Here is a 23,828-nt window from a genome sequence, read left to right on the forward strand (position 1 = left end):
TTAATGATTAACTATTTATTATAAGGTGCAAAAATGGAATCCCTTGTTGAACAAGAACAGCTTACCTATGCAAAAAGAACTATTGATTATGATGCTTTTGAAAAAATGCCAGAAGAATACCGTGAACAAATGATTAGAATTATGAGTATTCAGGCTTATGCTGAAAAAAAAGCAGCAACTGAAGGTGTGGAGTGGATTGACAAAGCTCCAGATTATAAATGCAGAAGAGTTTTTACTAATGTACTAGCCGAAGAAGCCTATCATTCGTATTTGATTTATAAAATTCTAGAAAATATTCGTGTCAGTGAAGAAGAAGCTATTGATATTGCTGAAGGCCGTTCTAGTGGCAATAAAAAAATGCACGATGCATCGCTAGAAGGTCCGCTAAGTGTGGGCGAAGAAAGTAATGAATGGATTGATATTATGTTGAATCATGTTTTTCTTGACCGTGCAGGTAAATTTATGGTCACCAACTTTATTGATGCCAGCTTTACTCCTTGGTCAGAAGCTAATGAAACTATTCTTAAGGAAGAAGCTGGGCATATTGGGTTTGGTATGAGAGAACTAAAAAAATGGTTAACTAAACAAACTGATAGAGAAAAAACTAAAGAAAAAATTTCTACTTGGTATGCTAAAGGTCTTAATTTCTTTGGGCCACCATCAACTCATAAAAGTGAAATGCTTAAGAAATTTGGTATTAAACGTAAAGATAATGAAGAGTTAAGAAATATGTTTATTAAAGAAGTTGAAGAAGAGTTTGCCGCACTTAATGCTTTAGATTTGATTCAATTAGAAAAAAATGATTTTCCATACAGAGCTTAGTATAAAAAAATAAGGAGATTGCTATGAGCATTAGCACTAAAGGTCGTGAACAAGTATATGGAAGGATGAACCAATGCTTTGCGTTACTAGAGCAAATAAAAAATACCAATAGCTGTGATTGGTTAGAACTTGATGGTGAAATTGATCCTGATACGCTTTTAATGGCTGCAAAAAAGACTATTGCTCGGCATCCTATGGCTCAATCGGTATATAAACGTCGTTTATTTTGGTTTACTTGGGTTAATACTGAACAACAGCTACCTATTGAAGTGGAAATGCAAAAGTGTGAAAGTGATGACGACGAAGCGATAAGTTGTCAAATGTTTTCTAATGTAAGTGAATATTCTGTATTACGTAAAGAAAAACACCCTTTTCGTTTTATATTGCTAAGTACACCATCAAGAAACTTTTTACAAATCCTGACAACTCATGTCTATACTGACGGGCGCTCGGCTAATATATTCACAACGGACTTAATGCGTTTTTATAATGCGCTGCATAACAACACTAGCTCTGATGAACTTCTTAAAAAAATTGATGTTAGAGATAGAAATCATGACCGGATGTTTTTACAAGGGAGCTCATTTTTTAAAAAGGTTGTTTTTTTTATACAGGCACTGGTTTCTGTATTACAAGATTTATTCGAGCCAACTGGGCGTTTAAAGCTACCTAAAACTAATCGCTCAGAATCATCTCTTGTTCTCACTGAAATTGCTACAGATGACTTTGAGAAAATAAAACAAAACGCCAAATTAAAACAAGTAACACTACATCCTTGTTTTTTACGTGCTTTTGTTAGGACAATTGAAGACTTTAACCATGAAAGACAACAAAAATCATCTTCTTTAAAGATTCTTGATAACTTTAGCTTGAGACGCTTTTCGTCTGATCCAATGGTAGAAAAACTTTATGATTGTATTTCTGTTCCTTATACATTAAAGGCTAACTTGAATAATAATGATGAGCAAATTGAAAAAGCCTTTAATAAACAGCTTGACTCAATGAAAGATGGAGGTGCCCTTATGCAGCTCTACAAGTATCGCATTTATCATTGGATGGCGTTATTAATGCCAAAGGCTTTTGCTGCTCACTTTGCATCCAAAGTAATGATTCGGACTAATGTAATTTGTACAAATGTTGGAGTTTTAGATCCTGAACTTAAAGCTTTTGGGCAAGCTAATGTATTGAGTTATATCTCATTTCCTGTGCTGATACCTCCAGGAGAAATTTTATTTCAATTAAGTAGTTTTCAAGGCAAGTTGAGACTGCTTACTCTTTATCATACTGATCAATTATCAAAAGAAGAAGTGGTCAATGATCTAGTGAATCCGTTTCTTGAAAAGCTGAGTGAAGTTAACTTTGATGGCAATGAAGCTGAAATCAATAATGGAGCGACAATAGCTGCTTAATTTTAATCATTTTTTTAATCGTTTGGTTATGGGTAAAGAAGTCTTTTCTACTGGAGAACAGTAAACATGAATTTCAATTTAGGTGAGTGGGTTTTAGATAATAAGCGAAAGGCTGTCACTTTGCTGATAATTATTTTGTTAGCATCAATCGCTTTTTATCCTATGCTCCGCTTTGATAATACACCGGACTCTTTCTTTATTGAGGGGGATCCAACGCTTGAAATGTACAATAAATATAAAGAGACATTTGGCAGTGATGAATATAGCTTTATTGTTATTGATGCACCTGATAATTGGACTGTATCGTTTATTAATAAAATTAAAACATTAACCGAATCGATAGAGAGTTTAGATGCGGTAACAGAAGTAACATCTATTACTAATGTTCGATATATTCAAGGCTTAGAAGGAACTATTGATGTGTCTGACTTTTTAGCGTCTGCTGAAAGTTTTACTGAGAAGCAATTACTCAATAAACGTCAACAGGCATTAGAACATCCCTTTTATAATGACTTACTAATTAGTGCTGATGGAACAAAAATAGGCTTGTTGGCGCAAACTGAGCTTCGTGCTAAAGAAGTTATGTACAAAATTGAGTTAGCAGAAAATATCAGAAATATTATCAATAGTGATGCTTATAGTGAATTAAATCCTGTTGTTGTTGGTGCACCAATTATTGATGCCGATGTATTTAAAATTATTAACACAGAAAGTGCAATATTTGGAAGTTTATCTTTTTTAATTGTTGGTCTTGGATTTTTCTTTATATTTCGTTCATGGATGGGGACTATTCTTCCTCTTACCATTGCGACTCTATCAATAATGGTTGCTGTTGGTTTAATGGGAATGATGGGAGCTCCTGCGGGACTACTCACACCTATTATGCCAGGCTTCCTTATGTCTGTTGGTGTAGGCTCTACAGTTTTCTTATTAATGGAAATTTATCAACGAAGGTTGAGCGGAAAGTCATTAAGAGAATCTATTGCTGGAGCCTATAGCCATTCAGCGGTAACGAGTATCTTATCTGTCGCAACAACGGCTGGTGCTCTATTCACTTTTAGTTGGTCAAAAGTGAAACCTGTTGAGGAGATTGGATTGATTATGGGAGGCGGTTTAGTTGCATCGGTTATTTTAGCATTACTATTAATTCCATTAGCTTTGTCTTGGTCTGGGGATATTAAAATATCTGAACGACTACGAAATACATTAACCGCGCGTAGCGAGTTTGTCGAGAAAATTGCAGAGTTTGTATATAACAAATGGAAACTGATGTTGTTACTGTTAGCGGTTTTTCTTGGTCTTTCTGCTTGGGGAATAACTAAACTCAGTGTGGACTATTACTATATTGGCTTATTCAAAGAAGACACGAACATTTTTAAGTCATATAAGTATGTCGATAAATCTTTACGTGGGGCTGCATCGATGGAGGTCATTTTTGATGTTAGTCGTGCTGAAGGGGTTGATGCAAAAAGTCCTATATTATTGAAGTCGATGGCATCTTTACAAAGAGCCGTTGAAAAAGAGTTTAGTCATCTTGGTTTACAGTCATATAGTGCGGCAGATTTAGTAAAAGAAATTAACCAAGCATTAAATGAGGGTGATAACCGTTTTTATAAAATTCCCGGTTCAAGAAAATCTGTTGCAGAAGTCATGTTTTTATATGAATCGTCGGGAGATGATGAGCTTGAGGAACTTGTGTCGGCTGATTATAAACAAGCTCGAGTTAATTTGCGCCTAAAATATTTACCAGAGTCCAGTTATGCACCACTTTATAAGTTTATCGACGAGTTTGTTAATAATTACCAACAGACTAGTGATTTTGAAGTCGATGTCAATGTGACAGGTGTTATTCCACTATGGTCGGCATTAACAAAATATCTCTATGAGACAGAACTACAGGCAATACTACTTTCTGCATTAGTTGTGTTATGTGTCATGGTCCTTGTATTTAGATCGTTCATGCTGGGCACTGCAATGATGTTTTGCAATCTTATACCTGTATTAATGGTGCTTGGAGCTATGGGATTTACTGGTATATTTATTGATCCTTTTACTCTTCTTGTTTCAGCAATTGCAATAGGGATGTTAGATGACGATACAATTCATTTTGTTAGAGGCTTTTTAAAGCATTTGCACAATGAACCTGGAACAATGTTGACTTCTTTAAAGCATGCATATACTAACTCTGGTCAAGCAATGATTTTCTTATCGATAGTTTTAGTCGCTGGCTTTTTAGTATACAACTTATCTGGTGTAGCTAGTTTAGCAAAGTTTGGTACATTGACCGCTCTAGCTATTGGTATTGGTGCTTGTTGCGAGTTTTTATTTACACCTGCTGTTTTAGTGGCTTGCGAAAAATTAGGGATTATTAAAAAAATTACGCCTTTTTCTGAAAGAGCCGCAATTAAAATTGGTGGACGTTATGAAGTTTAAAATAGTTTTGTTATTGATTATTTATTGTTCTAGCTTGCTTGTAACGTCAGAAAAATTATTAGCTGATAATGATAAACTAGTCAATGTATCAAAAATAAATAGTGCTAGTGCGAGTGAAAATAAATATACAGCAGAAGAGGTTTTTGACAAAAGTGTAGTCGTTGGGCTTATGCCTAGTTGGGAAGCCGAAGCTGAATTGAATATTAATAAAGGCAATAGGAAAAAATATCGCCGTGGTTCTGCAATGAATTTGAAACGAGAAAATGAGCGGGGTAGTTTGCGTTTGTTTCGCTTTGTTGAGCCCGTTGATGTTTCTGGGGTCTCTTTTTTAATTCATGAAAATGGTGCTGATAGTGATGATATATGGATGTACTTACCCAGCTTATCTAAAACACGTAGAATTCTTTCTTCTAGTAAACATGATAGCTTTATGGGATCTGATTTTTCATATGCTGATTTAATGAGTGCTAGAACTGAAGAATATAAACATGAGTTTATAAATGATACTGAGTGTATGCCTATTGACATCAATGAGTCTTGTTTTATTGTTCAATCGACTGTTCTTTCTGAGGATAATGTAAGATCATTAGGATATCAAAAATTAATTACTTATGTTTCTAGCCAATCCTTTTTGCCTTATAGAATTCGTTATTTTAATAAAAAAAATGAAGAATTAAAAAAGCAAAACTTATCAAGTTTTGTTCAAGACATTAAAACAAGTACCTGGATAGCCCAAAAAAGAGTTATGGAAACAATAAAGAAAAAGTCAGTTTCAACTCTTTTGCTTAATACTGTAAAAATGGGTGAAGAATATGAAAAAAGAATGTTTAGTATGAAGAGGTTAGGGAGAAGGTAAGTGAACTACCTGTTTTATACTAAAAAACAGTTCTTTTTCTTGATGTGCTTTTTATTAATAAGTATTTATACGGAGTTTAGTTATTCCAATAGCTTTTCAGGAAAAGCTTTTGTTGGTGCTGTCTCGGCAACGGGAAATATGGATTTAAATGATGATGAGAGTATAGAAGGGTTTAATAGCAGGTTTGATTTAGCTTACTCATCAGACATTGTCGTGAAAACCAGCCTTTTTGTCGCCAGTTCCGATTTGGACTATGAAGATGAAAGTTACATTAGAGAGCTTTATGCTAATTGGAGTTGGGGTAATTGGGATTTCTCTTTAGGACGAAAAATATTACCTTGGGGACGGGCAGATAAATTTAATCCTACCGATAATTTATCACCAAGAGTTTATCGGGCTGTTTTGACTGATGATGATGAGCAGCGTTGGGGAGCTGATTTGTTTAAAGTGGAGTATTTAGGTGATGGACCGTTGAGTTCTACATTAATTTATTCTCCAAAATTGAGAGGACATTCATTGCCGCAAACTTTTATAAAGCAGTTTACAAGTAGCGACATAACTCCAGATGCAAAAAAGTCAACTTGGGCTATAAAAACAGATGTAACTTTTGAAGCTATAGAAGCTTCTATTAGTTATTTAAATGGAATCTCTTTGCTTCCTTATATTAAAAGCAATGCGCAAGAGTTGTTAATTGTTCGTCCTGAGCATGAAGTTTTTGGAATGGATTTATTTGTATCCCTTAGTGATTATTATGGGTTGAGAGTTGAGTTTGCACGAACAAACTTAAAAAAGGAAGATACTCAACTTGCTTATGCGCCGCAAGATTTTGATTATGCTGTTGTTGGAATCGAAAGACAGTTTCAGGAAGGGTGGCTTGCTTCATTTCAATACTTGGGTAGGCGAGTTGATAAAGGGGCTTTACAGGTTAATGAATTTACAGATGGTTTAAAAAAATTAAATGATTCGATATGGTTTCAAACAAATAAAAAAGATGATGCTTTAGCTTTGGGCATAAGCCGAGCGCCACTTTATGGTGCTATCAGTGGGGAAGTAGGCGTTCTGTATAGTTTGTCACAGGATTCATATTCTCTATTTGGAGAAATTTCATATGATATTTCAGATAGCTTTAGTGTTAATGGGTATTACACAAATTATCGCGGTGATATGAATACTAATTTGGGTTCTTTAGAAAAAAATCAAGTTGTTGTGTTGGAGCTTCGAATGAAGTTTGGTTTGTAATTTTTTATGATGTTGTTTGTAGAAGTGGTAAATAAAAAATATTAATACTTTTTATTTAAGCTAGATTGAAAACGAATGTTAAATTCTACTTTTATCAAGACAAAGTAAGGTTTGTTAATGTTCGTAACTTATTAAAATAAAACACGGAGTTACACTATGTACCAGTCGAGGTTAAAGTTATGAAGCTCAAAAATAATCCTGTACTTATTTTAGTATCAGACAAATTTTCTGAATTTGCGAAAAATTTAGGTGTGATGACTTATTCTGACTTTATTGAAGGGATAAGTATTGGCACTGTAGAGGCTGAGGTAGTGATAGTCGGCCAAGGGTTTAGTTCAAGAGCTATAGAGTTGTTACAATCTGCAGTTAATAACTCACCTTTGCGAGATAAAATTTCTTTGATTTTGCCGGATCGTGATATTGTAGATAGTTCTTTAGTACATAAAAAAAACAAAAAAAATGTTGTTGTTTCTAATCTTTGTCGGTTGTCAGAGCGCCAGTACAAAGCTACGTTGTTGTTAGATGAAAGTTGTGATGAAATGGCTGATCACGTCACAGGACAGCATGTTCAAGGAACATTACTAATTGAAGCTGCACGACAATTTATGATGGCTGTATTAGAAACTGAGGCATTTGGTTCTGATGAACGTGGAGAATACTCCTATGTCTTGAATGAAATTAATGTTAGTTATTCTCGCTATCTTTTTCCCATTAATGCAGAAATGATATGCTCAATTGAAGAGTTAGGTTTCAATAATAAAAGTGCTTTAGTAACGAGTCTTTCCGTTGAAGTTTGTCAAAATGATGATGCCGTTTGTGTTGTTAGCTGTAAAGTGACAGGATATCCCAAAAGAAAATTAGCAGTGATTGAGGCAAGAGAAGCTAAAAAGAACTTAAGAAATATGGTAAGCCGCTGGAACGAACAAGTAAAAGTTGAGTTTGCTGAGTCACCTGTATTTTCCGTTAGTTCAGGTTCTAATAAACTAGAAAGTGCTTAAGTAAGATTTTCAAAATTAAAATATAAGTAAAAACAGGATTTTTATATGAACTATGAACGAAAGGTGGGGGTTGTTGGTGGTGGGATTTCAGGAATTGCCGCAGCCTATTTTCTTGAAAAAAAAGGCTTCAAAGTTGAAATCATAAATGCTGATAAAGAACTTGGTGGAAGGGCTGGTAGTGATTATATTGGTACAAGAAAAATTGGTTTTGGCGGAAAAAATATTGGTCGAAATTATCCTTTGTTTAGGCAGTTTGTTGCTGATCATGGCGATTTTGAATACGAATATTTTGGTATTAATACATCCTCTAAGATAAAGGGGAAAAGTCATGTTATTGATACAACTAAACCGATAAGCGCATTAAAAAATATGGTGGCACTAACCGGAGTGAAAGACTTTTTAAGAATTTTGCCTATGATGGCTGTTATTAAGCTTAATGAAAACAATGGTTATTTAGGTGGGCCTTATTTCAATCATTTAGCTGGTGATAATGAAGATAAAACAATGGACGAGTTTTTTTGCGAAAAATGCACTAATAACTTTGTTCGGCCCATTACTATTAGGATGAATGGCTCCGAGCCTGAAAATTATTACCTTGGTAATTTTGGTTCAAATTTGAAAATGATTATGGATAAATATGACCAACTGGTTGATGGCGTTCATGCTGTAATCGAAAAGCTTAGTCCCAATATTTCAATTAAAAATAGTACTCAAGTAACTGGCTTAATGCAACAAGGAAATCGTATTGTTGGAATAATGGCTACACAAGAAGATGGGACACCTGTATCTTTGAATTATGATGCGGTTATTATTGCAACGCCTGCTCCTTATGCGGCAAAAATTCTTGAGGAAGCTAACAGTGAACTTAGCTTTAAATTAAAGCAAGTTAAATATAATCCTGTTGCTATTGCAGTTGCTAAATATCGTAAAAATATATTTGGTAATAATGTAAGGGCTAGAGTCTTTGGCACTGAACATTGTTTGAGTAATGCTGGTGCATACGGTATTAATGATTTGGATATGGTTCGTTATACTTTTAGTGGTAGCTTAACGAATCAAACAATTCATGAAAACACGGATCCTGAAGAGATATTGGCAATGGGAGAAGCTTCTTTAAATTCCCATTTTTCTGTCGATAAAAAAGATCGAGAAAACTACGTTTATCGATATTTTAAATATGGTTATTGTGCTTACTCTCCCAACCATAATAATTTAATACAGCGTGTAAAAGAAATTACTCGTCAGTCTTTTAGTGGACTTTTTTTGACTGGCGATTATATCCGAGGAGCTGCACTAGAAGCTTGCTTTAGAGCTTCTTATGAAGTTGTGCAAAGCTTTGAAGAGGAGATTAAACAGAGTGAGCTAAGAAATGCAGTATAAAGATTCTGTACTGATTACTGGGGCTACTGGGCATTTAGGTTTAACTCTAACTGATTTATTGGTAAAGAGTGGTTATCGTGTTAAAGCTGGCGTTAGGCGACTTGATAAAGATCCCAGAGTAAAAATGTTAGAGAAAATGGGAGCAGAAGTTGTAAAAGCTGATTTACTTAATCCTGAAAGCTTGGAAAATGCCATGTCAGATGTGCAAGGTCTTTTTCAACTGGCAGCAGTTTATAGTTTAGCCCCTAAAAATGCGCAAGAAAGAATTGTTAAACCGAATATGGTAGGAACACAAAATATCATGCGAACAGCGGCAAAATGTGGTGTTAAGCGCGTTATTTTTACATCGAGTACAACGGCTGTTGGTAGTCATGCTGAACATGAAACAGGACTCAATGAAGAATCTTGGAATTTATCGACGACAGAGCCTTATGCCTATGCCAAAGTACAGTCGGAATTATTTGCGAAACGTTTTGCCAGTGAACATAAAATTGAATTTATATCGATTTTACCTTCTGCAATATTAGGCCCAAACTTTTTAAATCATACTCCTAGCACGCAGCCACTAGAGTTGGCGTATAGAGGTAAGTTTCCTGTTGCTGCCCCATTTTCTTTCAGTTTTGTGGATGTGAGAGATGTTGCACTTGGCCACTTATTGGCATATGAGTCAGGTAAAAACTTTAGGCGATATATTCTTTCTGCATATTACTGTTCTTTGTCTGACTTATTTAAAGAGCTAAAAGTTCATAGGCCAGAAGCTGAAGTACCTAAAATTACCTTGGGTAATTATGCTCTGCCAATGTTGCCCGCTTTAGATACCATTGCTCATCACTTTCTTGGAACACCTCGTTTTGCAACCAGAGCATTTGTAAAAGAATATGGAAAAAAGCGAACATTATTTTCAAGTGAATTAGCTAAAAAGGAGCTTGGGTGGACACACCGAGTTTTCTCCGGTTGTGTAAGAGATACTATTGAATGGATTGTTTTGAATTTTGTAGATGAAAAAGCTTCTCTAAGCTTGACTTAATTTTTTCAACCTGACGTTGTATTAGTTAATATACTTGGAGGACTTATTGTTACTGGTCTTGCACTATATTTGGCACATGTACGAACCGCATCAGAGTATTCTACTTAATATTGTATTTTCTCTTGTTATCAATTACTGAGATAGATGGCTTACAAAATATTGGTTATGTGTTTTATGAGAGTCTAAAATGATTAATTAAGTCATACTAACTAGATATGATAAAGAGGTCAGAAAAGTATCTTAAATGGGCGCTTTAAATCATTATATTAAGGTTTTTTTTACATTATCTGAATCCCTGCTTGTAAGGGCTGAGCTTATATTGTTATAATCCGCGCAACTTGGAAAGGCGGGCTCCCTCATCAAATTAGATAGATAGTAACGCTTCTTTTAATGGTAAGTAAGATGGTTATATCTTACATACTGTAAGCCAATAGTTGGTTTACAATGTTTATTACCAATTTTGTATCTTAAAAAGCCCCTAAATTGGGGCTTTTTAATAGGTCGATTAAACCAAATCGACGATGACAGTATAAGGTTCCTTCCTGGTTGTATCTGATAACTTGTTATGATTTATGGTGCATGGTTTAGCCTATATATCAGTAGCTTTAAAGTTTTTACTCTGGGGTGGTATAGTTTGTTGGAATGGGCCTTTAAGTGCCCATTTTTTGTTTGTGCGGTATACTGATAATTTAGTTTTTTTACTGCTGAGGTGCTTTCAATGGCAAAAATTGATAAGTTGACAGATATGTTACGCCCAGCGGCGGAAGCTTTAGGGTATGAGTTTTTAGGGGTCGAATATATTGGTCAAGGAAAGCACACAATTTTGAGAATATATATTGATCATGAAAATGGTATTACCGTTGATGATTGTGCAAGTGTTAGTCATCAAGCCAGTGGTATATTGGAAGTAGAAGATCCTATTTCAAGTCAATTTAATCTTGAAGTTTCTTCTCCCGGGTTAGAGAGACCACTATTTACTTTGGCTCATTTTGAGCAGTTTGTTGGCTCTGAGGTTCAAATCAGATGTCATGTAGGTGTAAATGGTAGGCGTAAATTTAAGGGCAAACTGATTTCGACAGATGACCAACAGCTTAAAATAATGGTTGATAATGTAGAGTTTGTGCTAGATTTTGGAGATGTTGATAAAGCAAATTTAGTTCCGGATTATAGTTAATAGGAAGGAATGTTAGATGGTTTATTCTGTAGTTTTACGTTCGGTTTTTTATTGAGGCTGATATTGTTATGAACAATAAAGAGATTTTGTTAGTTGTTGATGCGGTTTCCAACGAGAAAGATGTTGATCGGGAAGTCATTTTTCAGGCGATTGAAGCGGCTATCGCAACAGCAACCAAGAAAAAGAAAGGTATTGATATTGATGTACGAGTATCTATAGATAGAGATACCGGACATTATGATACTTTTAGGCGGTGGTTAGTTGTTGACCCTGAGAGTGGTTCAGTAGAAAATCCTTTATCTGAAATAACGCTTGGCGCTGTTAGAATAGATAATGAAGAGCTTCAAGTCGGAGATTTTGTAGAAGAACAAATTGAGTCCATTGCATTTGGTCGAATCGCTGCACAAACAGCGAAACAAGTTATTGTGCAAAAAGTACGGGAAGCTGAACGAGCTAAAGTTTTAGAGGCTTTTGAGTCCAGAGTTGGCGAGTTGGTGACGGGAGTTATTAAAAAGACAAATCGAGATTCAATTATTCTTGATTTAGGTAATAACGCTGAAGCGATTATTCCGAAAGAAGAAATGATGCCCCGAGAGGCTGTACGTGCAGGTGATCGGTTGAGAGGTTTATTGTACGCGATTAACCCTGAAGTCAGAGGCCCACAATTATTTGTTAGCCGGGCTAAATCTGAAATGTTAATTGAACTGTTCCGTATCGAAGTTCCTGAAATTGCTGAGGAAGTAATTGAATTAAAAGGAGCTGCTCGAGATCCTGGCTCAAGAGCTAAAATTGCCGTTAAAACCAATGATAAAAGAATCGACCCTGTTGGTGCTTGTGTCGGAATGCGCGGCTCGCGAGTTCAAGCCGTTTCTGGAGAACTTGCGGGAGAAAGAATTGATATTGTTTTATATGACGATAACCCCGCTCAATTTGTGATTAATGCAATGGCTCCTGCTGAAGTTGCCTCTATTATTGTTGAAGAAGATAAAAACATGATGGATATTGCTGTTGCAGAAGACCAATTAGCACAAGCGATTGGTCGAAATGGTCAAAATGTAAGGTTGGCTAGTCAATTAACGGGCTGGACGCTTAATGTGATGACTGTCGAGGATGCTGAATCTAAGAGTAAAGAAGAAAATCAAGGTTTGATTGAGCTTTTTATAAAAGAGCTCGATGTTGACGAAGAATTAGCAGAAGTTTTAGTTCAAGAAGGCTTTACAACTATTGAAGAAGTTGCTTATGTTCCTCAGTCGGAAATGCTGGATATCGAAGGTTTTGAAGAAGAATTGATTGATGCGTTAAAACAGCGTGCAAAAGATGTATTGTTAACTAAAGCAATTGCTTCTGAAGAAAAGCTCGAAGGCAATGAACCCGCTGATGACTTATTAAACATGGATGGAATGGACCGTCATTTAGCGTTTGTTATGGCGAGTAAAGGAATTGTGACTATGGAAGATTTAGCAGAGCAGTCTGTTGACGAATTACTTGAAATTGATGAATTGGATGAAACCCGTGCTGCGGAATTAATTATGACCGCTAGAGCACCTTGGTTTGCTGAATAATCGTCTTGGTACCGGAGGGTTTATATGTCACAAGTGACAGTTGAAAAATTAGCCAAAATTGTCGGAACACCGATAGATAAGCTATTAGAACAGATGAAGAACGCTGGCGTACAACTATCTGGTGCTGATGATGTGGTTTCAGAAGAACAAAAGAAATTATTATTGGCTCATTTGAAGAAAAATCATGGGGAAGTTAGTGGTGAACCTACTGCTCCTAAAAAGATTACTTTAAAGCGTACAACTAAAAGTTCATTGAAAATGTCGGGCGTTGGGGGGAAATCTAAAACTGTTAATGTTGAGGTTAGAAAGAAAAGAACCTATGTTAAACGCCCTGCTGAAGAAGAAAGTGTTGCTACGATTGAGAAAGAGCCAAAAGTAGAACTAAAAAAAGAAGCTGTTTCTGTTAATGACAACCAACCAGTTGATACTGTTGATCAGGAAGAGCTGCGCCGTATTGAAGAGCAAAAAGCAATGGAAGCTATGCGCTTGCAAGCGGAAAGCGAAGTTAAAGCTATTGCTGAGGCTGAAGCGGCGCGTTTGGCGACCGAAAAAGTTGCCGCTGAGGCACAAGCAGCTGCAGAAGCTTTAATGAAGAAAAAAGCAACTGAAGAACAAACAACGACAACACAATCTGTTGAGCCTGCACCTGCTAATAAGACCAATTGGCGTCATGCCGATGCTAAGAGTCCTGAGCAGATAGTAGAGAAAGAACGTAGAAAGAAAAGAAAGAAGAAAAAGAAAGCTCGTTCAGATGTTGAAACTGCTGCTGATATGTTGTCAGACTTTAAACGACCAATACATCGACAATTTAAAGATGATAAAAAACTCGCTGATGAGCGAAAACCTGTGGTGGCCCCTAAATCAATGAAGCATGGATTTCAAAAACCAACCTCTGCTGTTGCAAAGCAACCTGTGACTATTCCTGAATCTATCACTGTTGGTGATTTAGCACAGCGTATGTCAGTAAAAGCAACCCAAGTGATTAAAACTATGATGGGTTTGGGGACAATGGCAACCATTAACCAAACGATTGATCAGGAAACTGCACAACTGGTTGCTGAAGAGATGGGATATGAGGTTAACTTGGTGGCTGATAATGCAGCAGAAATAGAGCTTTTAGAAGCCAGTGTTAATGAAGGCAGCGAAGTTTCCAGAGCGCCTGTTGTGACAATTATGGGACATGTTGATCACGGTAAAACTTCTTTACTTGATTTTATTCGTAAATCTCAAGTTGCCGATGGGGAAGCGGGTGGTATTACACAGCATATAGGTGCTTACCATGTTGATACCGATAGAGGGATGATTACGTTTCTTGATACTCCTGGACATGCCGCTTTTACTGCTATGCGTGCTCGTGGTGCCAATGCAACAGATATTGTTATCTTAGTGGTTGCTGCTGATGATGGTGTTATGCCACAAACGGTGGAAGCAATTAAACATGCTAAAGCTGCTGGTGTTCAATTATTGGTGGCGGTCAACAAGATAGATAAAGAAGAAGCTGACCCAGATAGAGTCAAAAATGAACTATCTCAACACGATGTGATCCCAGAAGATTGGGGAGGAGATGTTCCGTTTATTCACGTTTCAGCAAAAACAGGCCAAGGTGTAGAAGACTTATTAGAAAATATTTCAATTGTTGCTGAATTACAAGAACTGAAAGCGGTTGAAACGGGGCCTGCTAAAGGGATTGTTATTGAAGCAAGGTTAGATAAAGGTCGAGGAACTGTCGCTTCGGTACTTGTTCAGTCTGGTGAGCTTAATGTGGGCGATATTCTATTAGCTGGGTTTCATTATGGTCGTGTTAGAGCGCTTAATGACGAAAATGGCAAATCAGTTACTAAAGCTGGCCCTTCGATTCCGGTTGAAGTGTTAGGTTTGTCTGGTGTGCCTGAAGCTGGTGATGAAATTTCTGTTGTTCCTGATGAGCGTAAAGCTCGAGAAGTTGCTAATTTCCGCCAAGGTAAATACAAAGATTTACAAATGGCAAGACAGCAAAAAGCTAAGCTTGAAAATATGTTTGCTAACATGGGAAGTGACGAAGTTCTTTCAATTAATGTTGTTGTTAGATCTGATGTTCAAGGTTCCTCTGAGGCAATTCAAAATTCATTAATGGATTTATCAACGGATGAAGTTCAAGTGAATGTATTATCTTCTGCTGTTGGTGCGATTACAGAAACGGATGTAACATTAGCTGCTGCATCAAATGCAATTGTAATTGGCTTTAATGTACGTGCAGATGCAAGTGCCAGAAAAGCTGTTGAGAGGGAAGGTGTTGATCTGCGTTACTATAGCGTGATTTATGATTTGATTGATGAAGTCAAAGCCGCTATGTCTGGAATGCTATCTCCTGAGCGTAAGCAACAAATTATTGGCCTTGCAGAAGTAAGAGATGTCTTTAAGTCACCTAAGCTTGGTGCTATTGCGGGTTGTATGGTTATTGAGGGGACGGTTAAGCGCAATAATCCAATTCGAGTATTGAGAGATAATGTTGTTATTTATGAGGGCGAATTAGAATCTCTACGTCGTTTTAAAGACGATGTTGCTGAGGTACGTAACGGCATGGAATGTGGTATTGGAGTTAAAAACTACAATGATGTTAAATCTGGTGATCAGATTGAGGTGTTTGAAATTGTAGAGGTTGCTCGAACTTTATAATTACTTTCATACTATTTTTCAAGGTGCTATCAAAGACAGGCGAAAGCCTGTTTTTGCAGTTTATAAGCTAATATTTTAAGTGGGTTAGGCAAATGGCTAGAGAATTTAAACGTACAGATCGAGTGGCTGAGCAGTTACAGCGAGAGCTAGCACAAATTATACAAATGGAAGTTAAAGATCCACGTTTAGGAATGGTTACTGTTTCGGGCGTAAACTTGTCGCGAGATCTTTATTATGCAACAGCATTCGTAACTTTTTTAGGTATTAATGAAGATGAGCAATCAATTAAAGAGGCGCTACATATTTTAAACCAAGCAGCTGGCTTTATAAGAAGTTCTATTGGCAAGCGAATGCAAATGCGGGTTATTCCAGAGATTAAGTTTGAATTTGATAAGTCGATATCTCGAGGAAGTGAGTTGTCTGCATTAATTAAAAAAGCACGCGATAAAGATAGTGAAAATAATAACGAAGAAGATTAATTCCGCTGTTGTACTTTTATTTAAAACCAACTGTTATTGATTAGATATTGAATATGGGCAGACGCCGAAGAAAAGGAAGGAATATCAGTGGTATCTTATTATTAGATAAACCGCTTGGTATTAGTTCTAATAAAGCACTCCAACAAGTTAAAAACTTATATTTTGCTGCTAAAGCTGGTCATACTGGTGCACTCGACCCTTTAGCGACCGGTATGTTGCCTATTTGTTTTGGAGAAGCAACAAAGTTTTCACAGTTTTTACTTAACTCTGATAAAGGTTATCGGGTGGTCGGTAAGCTCGGTATACGAACCGATTCTTGTGATGCAACTGGTGAAATAATTGAATCTAAAGCGGTTAATGTTTCTAAAAAGCAACTATTGAAAGCATTAGACTTATTTCGTGGTGATACTCAACAAGTTCCCTCAATGTTTTCTGCTCTTAAGCATAATGGCCAACCTTTGTATAAACTAGCGAGGCAAGGTATTGAAATTGAGAGAGAAGCGCGTGATATTTGTGTCTATCAATTAGAGTTAGTTAGATTTGATGAAGATGAAGTAGAGCTGGATATAGAATGTAGTAAAGGCACTTACATTAGAAATATTATTGATGATTTAGGTCAGGAACTTGGTTGTGGGGCTCATGTTACTGCGTTGAGAAGAACTTTTGTTGCCGATTATCCTGTTGAGCAGATGGTTACGATTGAAGCGCTAGAAGGTGATTTAGAGCAAGGTTATAGCCTGGATCATCATTTGTTACCAATGGATAGTCCTGTAATGCACTTGGAAGAAGCTGTTTTGGATGATGATAGTGCACATTATTTTGGGCATGGCCAAGCTGTCAATTTTGCTCAGTTTGAGCCGGGTGAGTTAATTAGAGTTTATAATGAACAAGATGAATTTTTAGGGGTTGCGGAAGTTGATGATGAATTGATGCTTGCGCCTAAGCGGTTAGTTGTTCGAGAGAGAGAAAAGTAAGTATGAGTATAAACGCTGTAATACTCGATCGTTCTACCATCGATCCGACTATCGACTTTTCTGCGGTTAAATCGCTTGTTGGTGAACTAAAAGAGTTTTCAACTACTGCCAGTGAAGACATTATTACACGTTGCGAAAATGCAGAAATTGTTATTACCAATAAAGTCGTCATTAATGCTGATATTATGGCCCAGCTTCCTCAATTAAAATTGGTTTGTGTTACCGCAACAGGGACCAATAATGTGGATTTACAAGCTGCAAAATCTTTGGGCATCGCTGTGACTAATGTTTCAGGGTATTCTACGAGTTCGGTCACACAGTATGTTTTTTCTTATTTATTAAATGCGGTAAGCCATGTCGATTTTTATCTAAAAAATAATATTGTTAAACCTTGGAATGAAAGCCAAAATTTTTGTCAGATTGATTCACCAGCAATTGAACTTGATGGAAAAAAATTAGGAATTTTAGGTTTTGGTAACTTGGGGCAATCTGTGGCTAAAGTTGCGCAAGCTTTCGGGATGGACGTTTTAATTTCGGAACGCCCTAAAGCGACTCATATCAGAGAAGGACGTTATTCATTTGATGCTGTGCTTAAGTCAGCCGATGTCTATTCTATTCACTGTCCATTAACTGATGATACTGCCGGACTTTTTGCTAAAGATAATTTTGCTAAAATGAAGAGAGGTTGTATTTTTATCAATACAGCTAGAGGACCTATAGTTGATTCTGAAGCTTTAGTGAGTGCACTAAAAAGTGGGCAAGTATCGCATGCTATTATCGATGTATTAGAACAAGAACCTCCCCCATCTGATCATCCATTACTCAATAGTGGTATGAGTAATTTAACATTAACTCATCATATTGCGTGGGGGAGTATTCAAGCACAGCAAAGGCTTATTGATGGTGTTGCGCAAAACATAGCCGCTTTCATAAAGGGTGAAAAACTAAATCGAGTAGACTAAAAAGTTGAATGGTTAGTGAATGAATAACATTAAATAGTATTTTGAACAATAATTAAAATTGAGTCATCATACGGTTATCAAGTTTGACAAATTTATTTTTAGCATAACATCTGATTGCTGCAACATTTGAGCTGGTAACCATTACTTCCATTAAATGGATATTTTTTGTAGATAAATACGAATAAATAGCCTGCAAAAGCACTGAAGCGATATGTTTTTGTCGATAATCTTGAGTAACATAAATCCAGGATAAACTTGCTAGAGTTTCTTTTATATACTTATCTTTTTTTATTTTTACGTAGGCAATGCCCACCAATTTATCCTCAACATAAGCGCAGCGAATAAAGCTTTGGTCTGCAGATATTGCTGCTTTTAATTCTATTATTTCTTGCTCAATTAAATTATGTTTTTGAATATGAGCTTTGATTTGCTGCCGATCCATTTCTAATCCATAAGAATTAGCATGGCCGCGAATGTAATCATTTAGATAGTTTTCTATCCATTGACTAATAGTTGGTTCATAACTATTAAAGTTATCATTAATAACAATATTCATATTTGAAGTATATAGGGTGTTCAGAAGACATATATTTTTGCTATTTTTATTTTACTATATCACGAAACTTGCTAATTTCGATATTTTTCCGCTAACTATTCAATAACTTGATTAAAAAAACTAAAGAACATTTAAGAGTTATTGCCAGTGAATTGACTTATTCTATTTTACTTAAAACAAAAAACTTCAATAATAACCAGGCTATGACTTGGTAAATAAACAGGTATAACATTATTTGTTGGTAACTATGGTGATTATCAAAAAGCCATCCCATTAAAGCAGGGGAAATTGCTGTGGAGACTACCATAATTGATGTGACTAGTGAACGAATCGCTCCAATATGCAAAGGACCGTATATTTCTACCCATAGTGAGCCTACTATGGGGCTTGATGAACCAATGGTGATACCCACTAAAAACATGAAAAGAACAGTGATTGCTTGATGGTTAATCGGCAGCATTAGGATTGCCACTCCTATCAACATTGGTAAAATAAAAAATTGGACTAGCCGTTTGCCTGAATATTGATCAACTAAAGAACCAACAACTAATGAAGATTTTAGATGTGAAAATGCATAAACGGTGAAGCAAAGAGCAAACCACTCTTCACTCCAGTTTTTATCTTTGAGTAATTCTGCTTGATGAATAAAAATGCCTGTTACAATAAATGCAGGTGCCATAACTAGCGGTATTAATAACCAAAAGCGCGGATCTTTTATAACCTGCTTGCGTTTCCAGCTTTTTCTATTGGTATCTGTTTTTTCTGAAGCTTGAGGTTTGATTGATTGAATTCGTTCAAGAGATTGGTTCATTAAGTAGTTCATAAAAGGCCAATATATAACAATAATAACAACACCTAAAATAAACCAGCTTTCTCTCCAGCCTAAAAGGTTAATTAATGTAATGGCAAGTATTGGTAAAATAGCTTCACCAAGTGGCATGCCAAAACCAACGATACCGATTGCTTTCCCTCTGTTTTTATCGAAGTAACGAGCCATTGATGTATAGGCAATATGAAACATTAGACCTTGTCCACAGAAGCGTAGAAAAAATAGTGCTGCAAACAATTGCCAGATTGCTTGGCTAAAATAAATCATAAAGCAAGCAAAGGTTAAACCTAGACTGGTGATGAAGGTAAATTTCTTCAGTGGCGTTTTATCAAGCAGAGCGCCTGCAAAGAGAATGATGAAGCCGCTCAATAGCGTTGCAACAGAGTAAAGAAGTCCATACTCGACTGCGCTTAATTGAAATTCAGATTGGAATGATTGGCTATACCATGAAATAAAAAAGGTTTGACCGTAATTTCCGAAAAACGCAGTTAATAGCCCAAATAAAAGAAAGTGGCTATTACTGCGCGCAAAACTAAAGTAATTTTTTAGCATAAAAGGCTTTTAACTGCTTGGCCGTTTGTATTTGATTAAGAAGGGTAGCGTTTACTCAACTCTTGATAAACTTGTTGGGCAAAATCATCGGCATTTGAATCAAGTAATTGTACAACTTCAACTAAATGCTCATTATCCTCTTTTCCATTCCATTGCTTGTGGTATGTCCCCTCTTTATACCCGTGATCTTGACGGAAAAAATTGAGAACATTTTTTCCAATATAGCTAGTATATAACTCATCAAACGACATATTAATTTGTTGCATACACCCTGCAAAAATTTGAGCGTTAAAAGATTTTGTTTGTAGTGTATTGGCTGCAAGATCTTCTAGTGTTGTTCGGAATTCTTCATTATGTCTGATATCTGAAAACTCATAGTCTAGTGTTTCAGCGATCTTATTGACATCATTACTATCGCTTAATCGGCAGCTTAAACCAAAATGAAAAATATCGACTAATTCGAGTTTGACTTGTTCCATATCTGGTGATTGATGTTTCCACCATTTCCAACCATAATGATCAAGCATTTCTGCGCATTCAATCCATATTGCTCTATACCATTCAAAATTTTGTTGTAACCAATTTTCATGAACTTTTTTATTCATTGCATCTTGCATGTCCAACATGGTGGCAAGTTGTTGTTGGCGGTTAGGTTGAGTCATAATTTACCTTTATGCTTATAGAGCATTGCTTATTGTTGGTTATGATATAAAACTATTATAATCGGTAATGCCAATCGAGGCTAAGTGTATCAAGTCCACGGTTTGGTTTTTTGATATAAGCGTTAGAATAATGATTATAACGCAAAGTGAGTGTGTGGCGCTTGTTTTTATCGAGTGACATCCCTAATCCAAATAAGGTGGCAAATTGCCCTCGTGTGGATAATTCTATATCGCCAATATTTTTATTATCTAAATAAGCCAAGCCTAAACCCATTTGCCAAAACCAAACTCTTTTTTTGCTGGTACTTTCCCAGAAAGAAATAACCGGTCTTACTGCTACCAAATTAATTGTATCACCATTGGTTAGGTGACTGGCATACGCTTCAACAGTAAACTCGCCATATCCTAATAGTTTGTGGTTGAAAGTCTGGTTGGTATTCCAAGTGGCACCAATCGAAAATTGGGTTGTGCCTACTGAGCTTCTTGATTGAATTAAGCCGTCACTAATACCCCACCCAAGGCTTGTCATTATGCCATCTATGCCCGAGCTGTATGGGGAATTGAATACTATGTAAATGAATGAGAGATAAATAAGTTTTTTCAATTAACCCCCTTCTGTTTTTTGATCATTTCATAAGCAGATTGTATTTCTTGTGATTTTTCTGTGGCCATTTTAACCATTTCTTCTGGCATACCCTTGGCAACTAATTTGTCAGGGTGATGTTGAGACATGAGCTTTCGATAAGCTCTTTTTATTTCTTGTTCTGTTGCACTTGTATCAATCCCCAATACTTTGTAAGCTTGCTCTATTGATGGGGCATTGGCTTGAGCGCTGCCGCCACTTGCACCGCTTTGGTAGAAAGACTGTTGGGCTATTACCATCTCGACTAGTCTATCTATTTGGCTGGTTGGGATTTTAAATGCGCCACCTATTTGATACAGGATTTGCATTTCTGTATGCGAAATATTGCCATCTGCAGTAGCTCCCAATATTTGAATTTCTAAAAACATCTGAATCAAACTAGGCTTGCGTGCACAGTTGGTAATTAAACCTTGTAGTTGAGCATTTAAATCAAAGCCGATAGATTTTCCTGAGTTAAAAGCTTTAATTGCTTTAGCCCGTTTTTCCCCGGTTAGGCCAAGCTTTAACATTACTTGTTCGGCAGCATCAATTTCAGCTTTTTTAACAACGCCATCAGCTTTTGCGATATGCCCCATAACTGCAAAGGTTGACTCGAAGAACGCAGCTTGTGTTTTCGAAGGATCTTTATCTTCAAAAAAGTTGCCAAAATCTTGGTTAAAGCCTTTATCAAATGAATGGCCAATCCAAATACCTAATAATAATCCAATGGGCCCACCAACAATGAAACCGAGAGTACCGCAGATTATTTTTCCAAAAATTTTCATAATATTCCTATGAACAAGCTCTTTTTATCTTTATTTTTGATTTTTCAGGTTTTTTTCTAATAAAGTTAAACGTTCTGGCGTGCCAATATCATGCCATTCTCCCGTATAAATTTCTCCACTAATACGTGAGGCATTAGCGGCATCTCGTAGTAAAGGAGTTAAGCTCATAGCGTTTCCAAGCTGACATTTTTCAATAAAAGCTGGATCGTAAACGGCTATACCAGAAAAAGTCCACATTGTTTCTGCTTTATTGGTAATATTATTGTTAATTAAGCCAAAATCTCCTAGAGCGTTTTGTTGAGGGTTTTTTACCAGTACTAGGTGAGCAAGTGTTTGTTTCTTTTCTAAAGGGCCTAAATAGGGGCTTTTCAGAAGTTTTTCGTATGGATATTCTGTCCATATATCACTATTAATTACCAAAAATGGGGCTTTACCTAGTAGTGGTAACGCTTGCCTAATACCACCAGCTGTTTCTAAAGCTTTAGTTTCTGCTGACCACTGAATTTTTACACCGAGTTTAGAACCGTCTCCAAAGTAATTGACAATTTGCTCACCTAAATAACAGTGATTAATTACTATTTGAGTCATTCCGGCGTTTTTAAGTCTTTCAATATGGTATTGAAGGAGTGGTTTACCTTGTACCGTTAAAAGTGGTTTAGGTGTGTTTAGGGTAAGAGGCATCATTCTTTCGCCTCTGCCTGCGGCTAGAATCATGGCTTTCATAGTGATTCCAGGGCTGGATTTACTTTCTTCTCTAAGAATTGATGGAAAGTATTGAATTCAGGGTAGCGTTTAACTGCTGAGATTAGATATTTAAAGGTCAATGGCAGATCATTTAAATATAGTGGCTTATTATCTCGGTAGTTGAGTCGGCAAAATATGCCTAATACTTTGATGTGTCGTTGCATTCCCATTAACTCAAATTGACGGAAAAACTCATCAAATGTAGTTTTTGTTAACGCTGCATCGATGGCTTTTTGATGATAAAGCCTGGCCCAGCTTCTAACTTTATTTTCTGACCATTCTATATAGCAGTCTTTTATCAGGGAAACTAAATCATAAGAGAGTGGGCCTACAACTGCATCTTGAAAGTCTATAACTCCGGGCGTATGGGCATCACATATCATTAAGTTTCTCGAGTGAAAATCTCGATGTACCAGCTTTTGATCTTGGACTTTAGCATTATTGATTAGCTGTTTGAAAACCGTGCCTATCATTTGTTTTTCTTCAGCACTTAAAACAAGCTTTAAATGCTTATGAATAAACCAATCGGTAAATAATTCAAGTTCTGAGCGCAGTTTATTTTGATCATAGGGTGGAATATCGGTGTCTTGGGTTGAAATTTGTTGGATTTCTATAATGGTGTTTATGGCTTTGCTGTAGTAACTATCGGCATTATCAGGGGTTAGCTCTGGTAAGTAGAGCCTGTCACCTAAATCCGAGAGTAAAAAAAAGCCTTGTGTTAGGTCTTTATGTATAAATAGTGGAACATAGAGCCCGTTTTGTTTTAAAAGTTGACCGACGGTGTAGAAGGCTTGATTATTTTCCGATTCTGGGGGGGAGTCTACCGCTATTATTGTTCGTTTATCGACAGAAAATCTAAAGTATCGCCGAAAACTGGCGTCTCCAGAGACGGTAGATAAAGTTGGCGTATCGATTGAGAGTTTATTTCCAGCCCATTCAGCTAGTTGTTTTTTTCGTAAATCAACCATTGAGTTATCATGTATTAATAAAAGTCAGTTTAATGCGGTTTGAATAATGCCTGTTATCGATAATTTCTACAAGTCAGAATGCCATGCTTGATTTTTTTTTAGTCCAATTAGATGATGTTTCTTTAATTACCAACCTCCCT

The 23,828-nt window shown here is 36.4% G+C and carries 21 protein-coding genes; 14 read left to right on the forward strand and 7 right to left on the reverse strand.

Annotation, left to right across the window (positions count from 1 at the left end):
- Window positions 1–33: 33 nt before the first annotated feature.
- The 14 genes from ACT5E3_RS04880 (at window position 34) to ACT5E3_RS04945 (ending at window position 17,970) form a co-directional block, all read left to right on the forward strand.
- Entirely contained in the window at window positions 34–822 is a 789-nt protein-coding gene (locus ACT5E3_RS04880) for a Phenylacetic acid catabolic protein (protein ID WP_444997185.1), read from the forward strand.
- Between the two features lie 23 nt (window positions 823–845).
- The gene (locus ACT5E3_RS04885; protein ID WP_444997186.1) at window positions 846–2,231 is read left to right on the forward strand and encodes a condensation domain-containing protein; all 1,386 of its coding nucleotides are present in this window, start codon (window positions 846–848) and stop codon (window positions 2,229–2,231) included.
- A gap of 66 nt (window positions 2,232–2,297) precedes the next feature.
- Complete coding sequence (locus tag ACT5E3_RS04890) at window positions 2,298–4,664, forward strand: efflux RND transporter permease subunit (RefSeq protein ID WP_444997187.1); 2,367 nt, start codon at window positions 2,298–2,300, stop codon at window positions 4,662–4,664.
- Entirely contained in the window at window positions 4,654–5,520 is an 867-nt protein-coding gene (locus ACT5E3_RS04895) for an outer membrane lipoprotein-sorting protein (RefSeq protein WP_444997188.1), read from the forward strand. The genes ACT5E3_RS04890 and ACT5E3_RS04895 overlap by 11 nt, the downstream gene beginning before the upstream one ends.
- A complete protein-coding gene (locus ACT5E3_RS04900; RefSeq protein ID WP_444997189.1) occupies window positions 5,521–6,759 on the forward strand; it encodes a hypothetical protein in 1,239 nt (412 codons plus the stop codon).
- Between the two features lie 179 nt (window positions 6,760–6,938).
- Entirely contained in the window at window positions 6,939–7,757 is an 819-nt protein-coding gene (locus tag ACT5E3_RS04905) for an AfsA-related hotdog domain-containing protein (RefSeq protein ID WP_444997190.1), read from the forward strand.
- Between the two features lie 45 nt (window positions 7,758–7,802).
- Window positions 7,803–9,137, forward strand: a complete 1,335-nt coding sequence (locus tag ACT5E3_RS04910; protein WP_444997191.1) for an FAD-dependent oxidoreductase — start codon at window positions 7,803–7,805, stop codon at window positions 9,135–9,137.
- On the forward strand, window positions 9,127–10,164 hold the full coding sequence (locus ACT5E3_RS04915) for an NAD-dependent epimerase/dehydratase family protein (RefSeq protein ID WP_444997192.1): 1,038 nt from the start codon (window positions 9,127–9,129) through the stop codon (window positions 10,162–10,164). Before ACT5E3_RS04910 ends, ACT5E3_RS04915 begins: the two co-directional genes overlap by 11 nt.
- A gap of 718 nt (window positions 10,165–10,882) precedes the next feature.
- Entirely contained in the window at window positions 10,883–11,338 is a 456-nt protein-coding gene (rimP, locus tag ACT5E3_RS04920) for a ribosome maturation factor RimP (protein WP_444997193.1), read from the forward strand.
- A 68-nt stretch (window positions 11,339–11,406) separates the two neighbouring features.
- Window positions 11,407–12,900: a transcription termination factor NusA gene (gene nusA / locus ACT5E3_RS04925; RefSeq protein WP_444997194.1), complete on the forward strand. Its 1,494-nt coding sequence runs from the start codon at window positions 11,407–11,409 to the stop codon at window positions 12,898–12,900.
- 24 nt (window positions 12,901–12,924) lie between these two features.
- Window positions 12,925–15,555: a translation initiation factor IF-2 gene (gene infB, locus ACT5E3_RS04930; RefSeq protein ID WP_444997195.1), complete on the forward strand. Its 2,631-nt coding sequence runs from the start codon at window positions 12,925–12,927 to the stop codon at window positions 15,553–15,555.
- Between the two features lie 92 nt (window positions 15,556–15,647).
- Window positions 15,648–16,034 carry a 30S ribosome-binding factor RbfA gene (rbfA, locus tag ACT5E3_RS04935; protein WP_444997196.1) on the forward strand — a complete coding sequence of 129 codons (387 nt, stop codon included), beginning with the start codon at window positions 15,648–15,650 and terminating at the stop codon, window positions 16,032–16,034.
- 53 nt (window positions 16,035–16,087) lie between these two features.
- Window positions 16,088–17,008, forward strand: coding sequence for a tRNA pseudouridine(55) synthase TruB (gene truB / locus ACT5E3_RS04940; protein ID WP_444997197.1), 921 nt, complete (start codon window positions 16,088–16,090; stop codon window positions 17,006–17,008).
- A 2-nt stretch (window positions 17,009–17,010) separates the two neighbouring features.
- Window positions 17,011–17,970 carry a D-2-hydroxyacid dehydrogenase gene (locus ACT5E3_RS04945; protein WP_444997198.1) on the forward strand — a complete coding sequence of 320 codons (960 nt, stop codon included), beginning with the start codon at window positions 17,011–17,013 and terminating at the stop codon, window positions 17,968–17,970.
- A gap of 52 nt (window positions 17,971–18,022) precedes the next feature.
- Here ACT5E3_RS04945 and ACT5E3_RS04950 read toward each other — a convergent pair whose 3' ends face one another.
- From ACT5E3_RS04950 to ACT5E3_RS04980, 7 genes are all read right to left on the reverse strand, one after another.
- On the reverse strand, window positions 18,023–18,526 hold the full coding sequence (locus tag ACT5E3_RS04950) for a GNAT family N-acetyltransferase (protein WP_444997199.1): 504 nt from the start codon (window positions 18,524–18,526) through the stop codon (window positions 18,023–18,025).
- A gap of 157 nt (window positions 18,527–18,683) precedes the next feature.
- A complete protein-coding gene (locus tag ACT5E3_RS04955; protein ID WP_444997200.1) occupies window positions 18,684–19,907 on the reverse strand; it encodes an MFS transporter in 1,224 nt (407 codons plus the stop codon).
- A 35-nt stretch (window positions 19,908–19,942) separates the two neighbouring features.
- A complete protein-coding gene (locus ACT5E3_RS04960) occupies window positions 19,943–20,569 on the reverse strand; it encodes a dUTP diphosphatase (RefSeq protein WP_444997201.1) in 627 nt (208 codons plus the stop codon).
- A 55-nt stretch (window positions 20,570–20,624) separates the two neighbouring features.
- Window positions 20,625–21,098 carry an acyloxyacyl hydrolase gene (locus tag ACT5E3_RS04965; protein WP_444997202.1) on the reverse strand — a complete coding sequence of 158 codons (474 nt, stop codon included), beginning with the start codon at window positions 21,096–21,098 and terminating at the stop codon, window positions 20,625–20,627.
- Between the two features lie 71 nt (window positions 21,099–21,169).
- Window positions 21,170–21,976 carry a co-chaperone DjlA gene (gene djlA / locus ACT5E3_RS04970; RefSeq protein ID WP_444997203.1) on the reverse strand — a complete coding sequence of 269 codons (807 nt, stop codon included), beginning with the start codon at window positions 21,974–21,976 and terminating at the stop codon, window positions 21,170–21,172.
- Between the two features lie 30 nt (window positions 21,977–22,006).
- On the reverse strand, window positions 22,007–22,699 hold the full coding sequence (gene murU / locus ACT5E3_RS04975; RefSeq protein ID WP_444997204.1) for an N-acetylmuramate alpha-1-phosphate uridylyltransferase MurU: 693 nt from the start codon (window positions 22,697–22,699) through the stop codon (window positions 22,007–22,009).
- The gene (locus ACT5E3_RS04980; protein WP_444997205.1) at window positions 22,696–23,688 is read right to left on the reverse strand and encodes an aminoglycoside phosphotransferase family protein; all 993 of its coding nucleotides are present in this window, start codon (window positions 23,686–23,688) and stop codon (window positions 22,696–22,698) included. Before ACT5E3_RS04980 ends, murU begins: the two co-directional genes overlap by 4 nt.
- Window positions 23,689–23,828: the final 140 nt, after the last annotated feature.

Source organism: Aliikangiella litoralis (assembly GCF_052495765.1).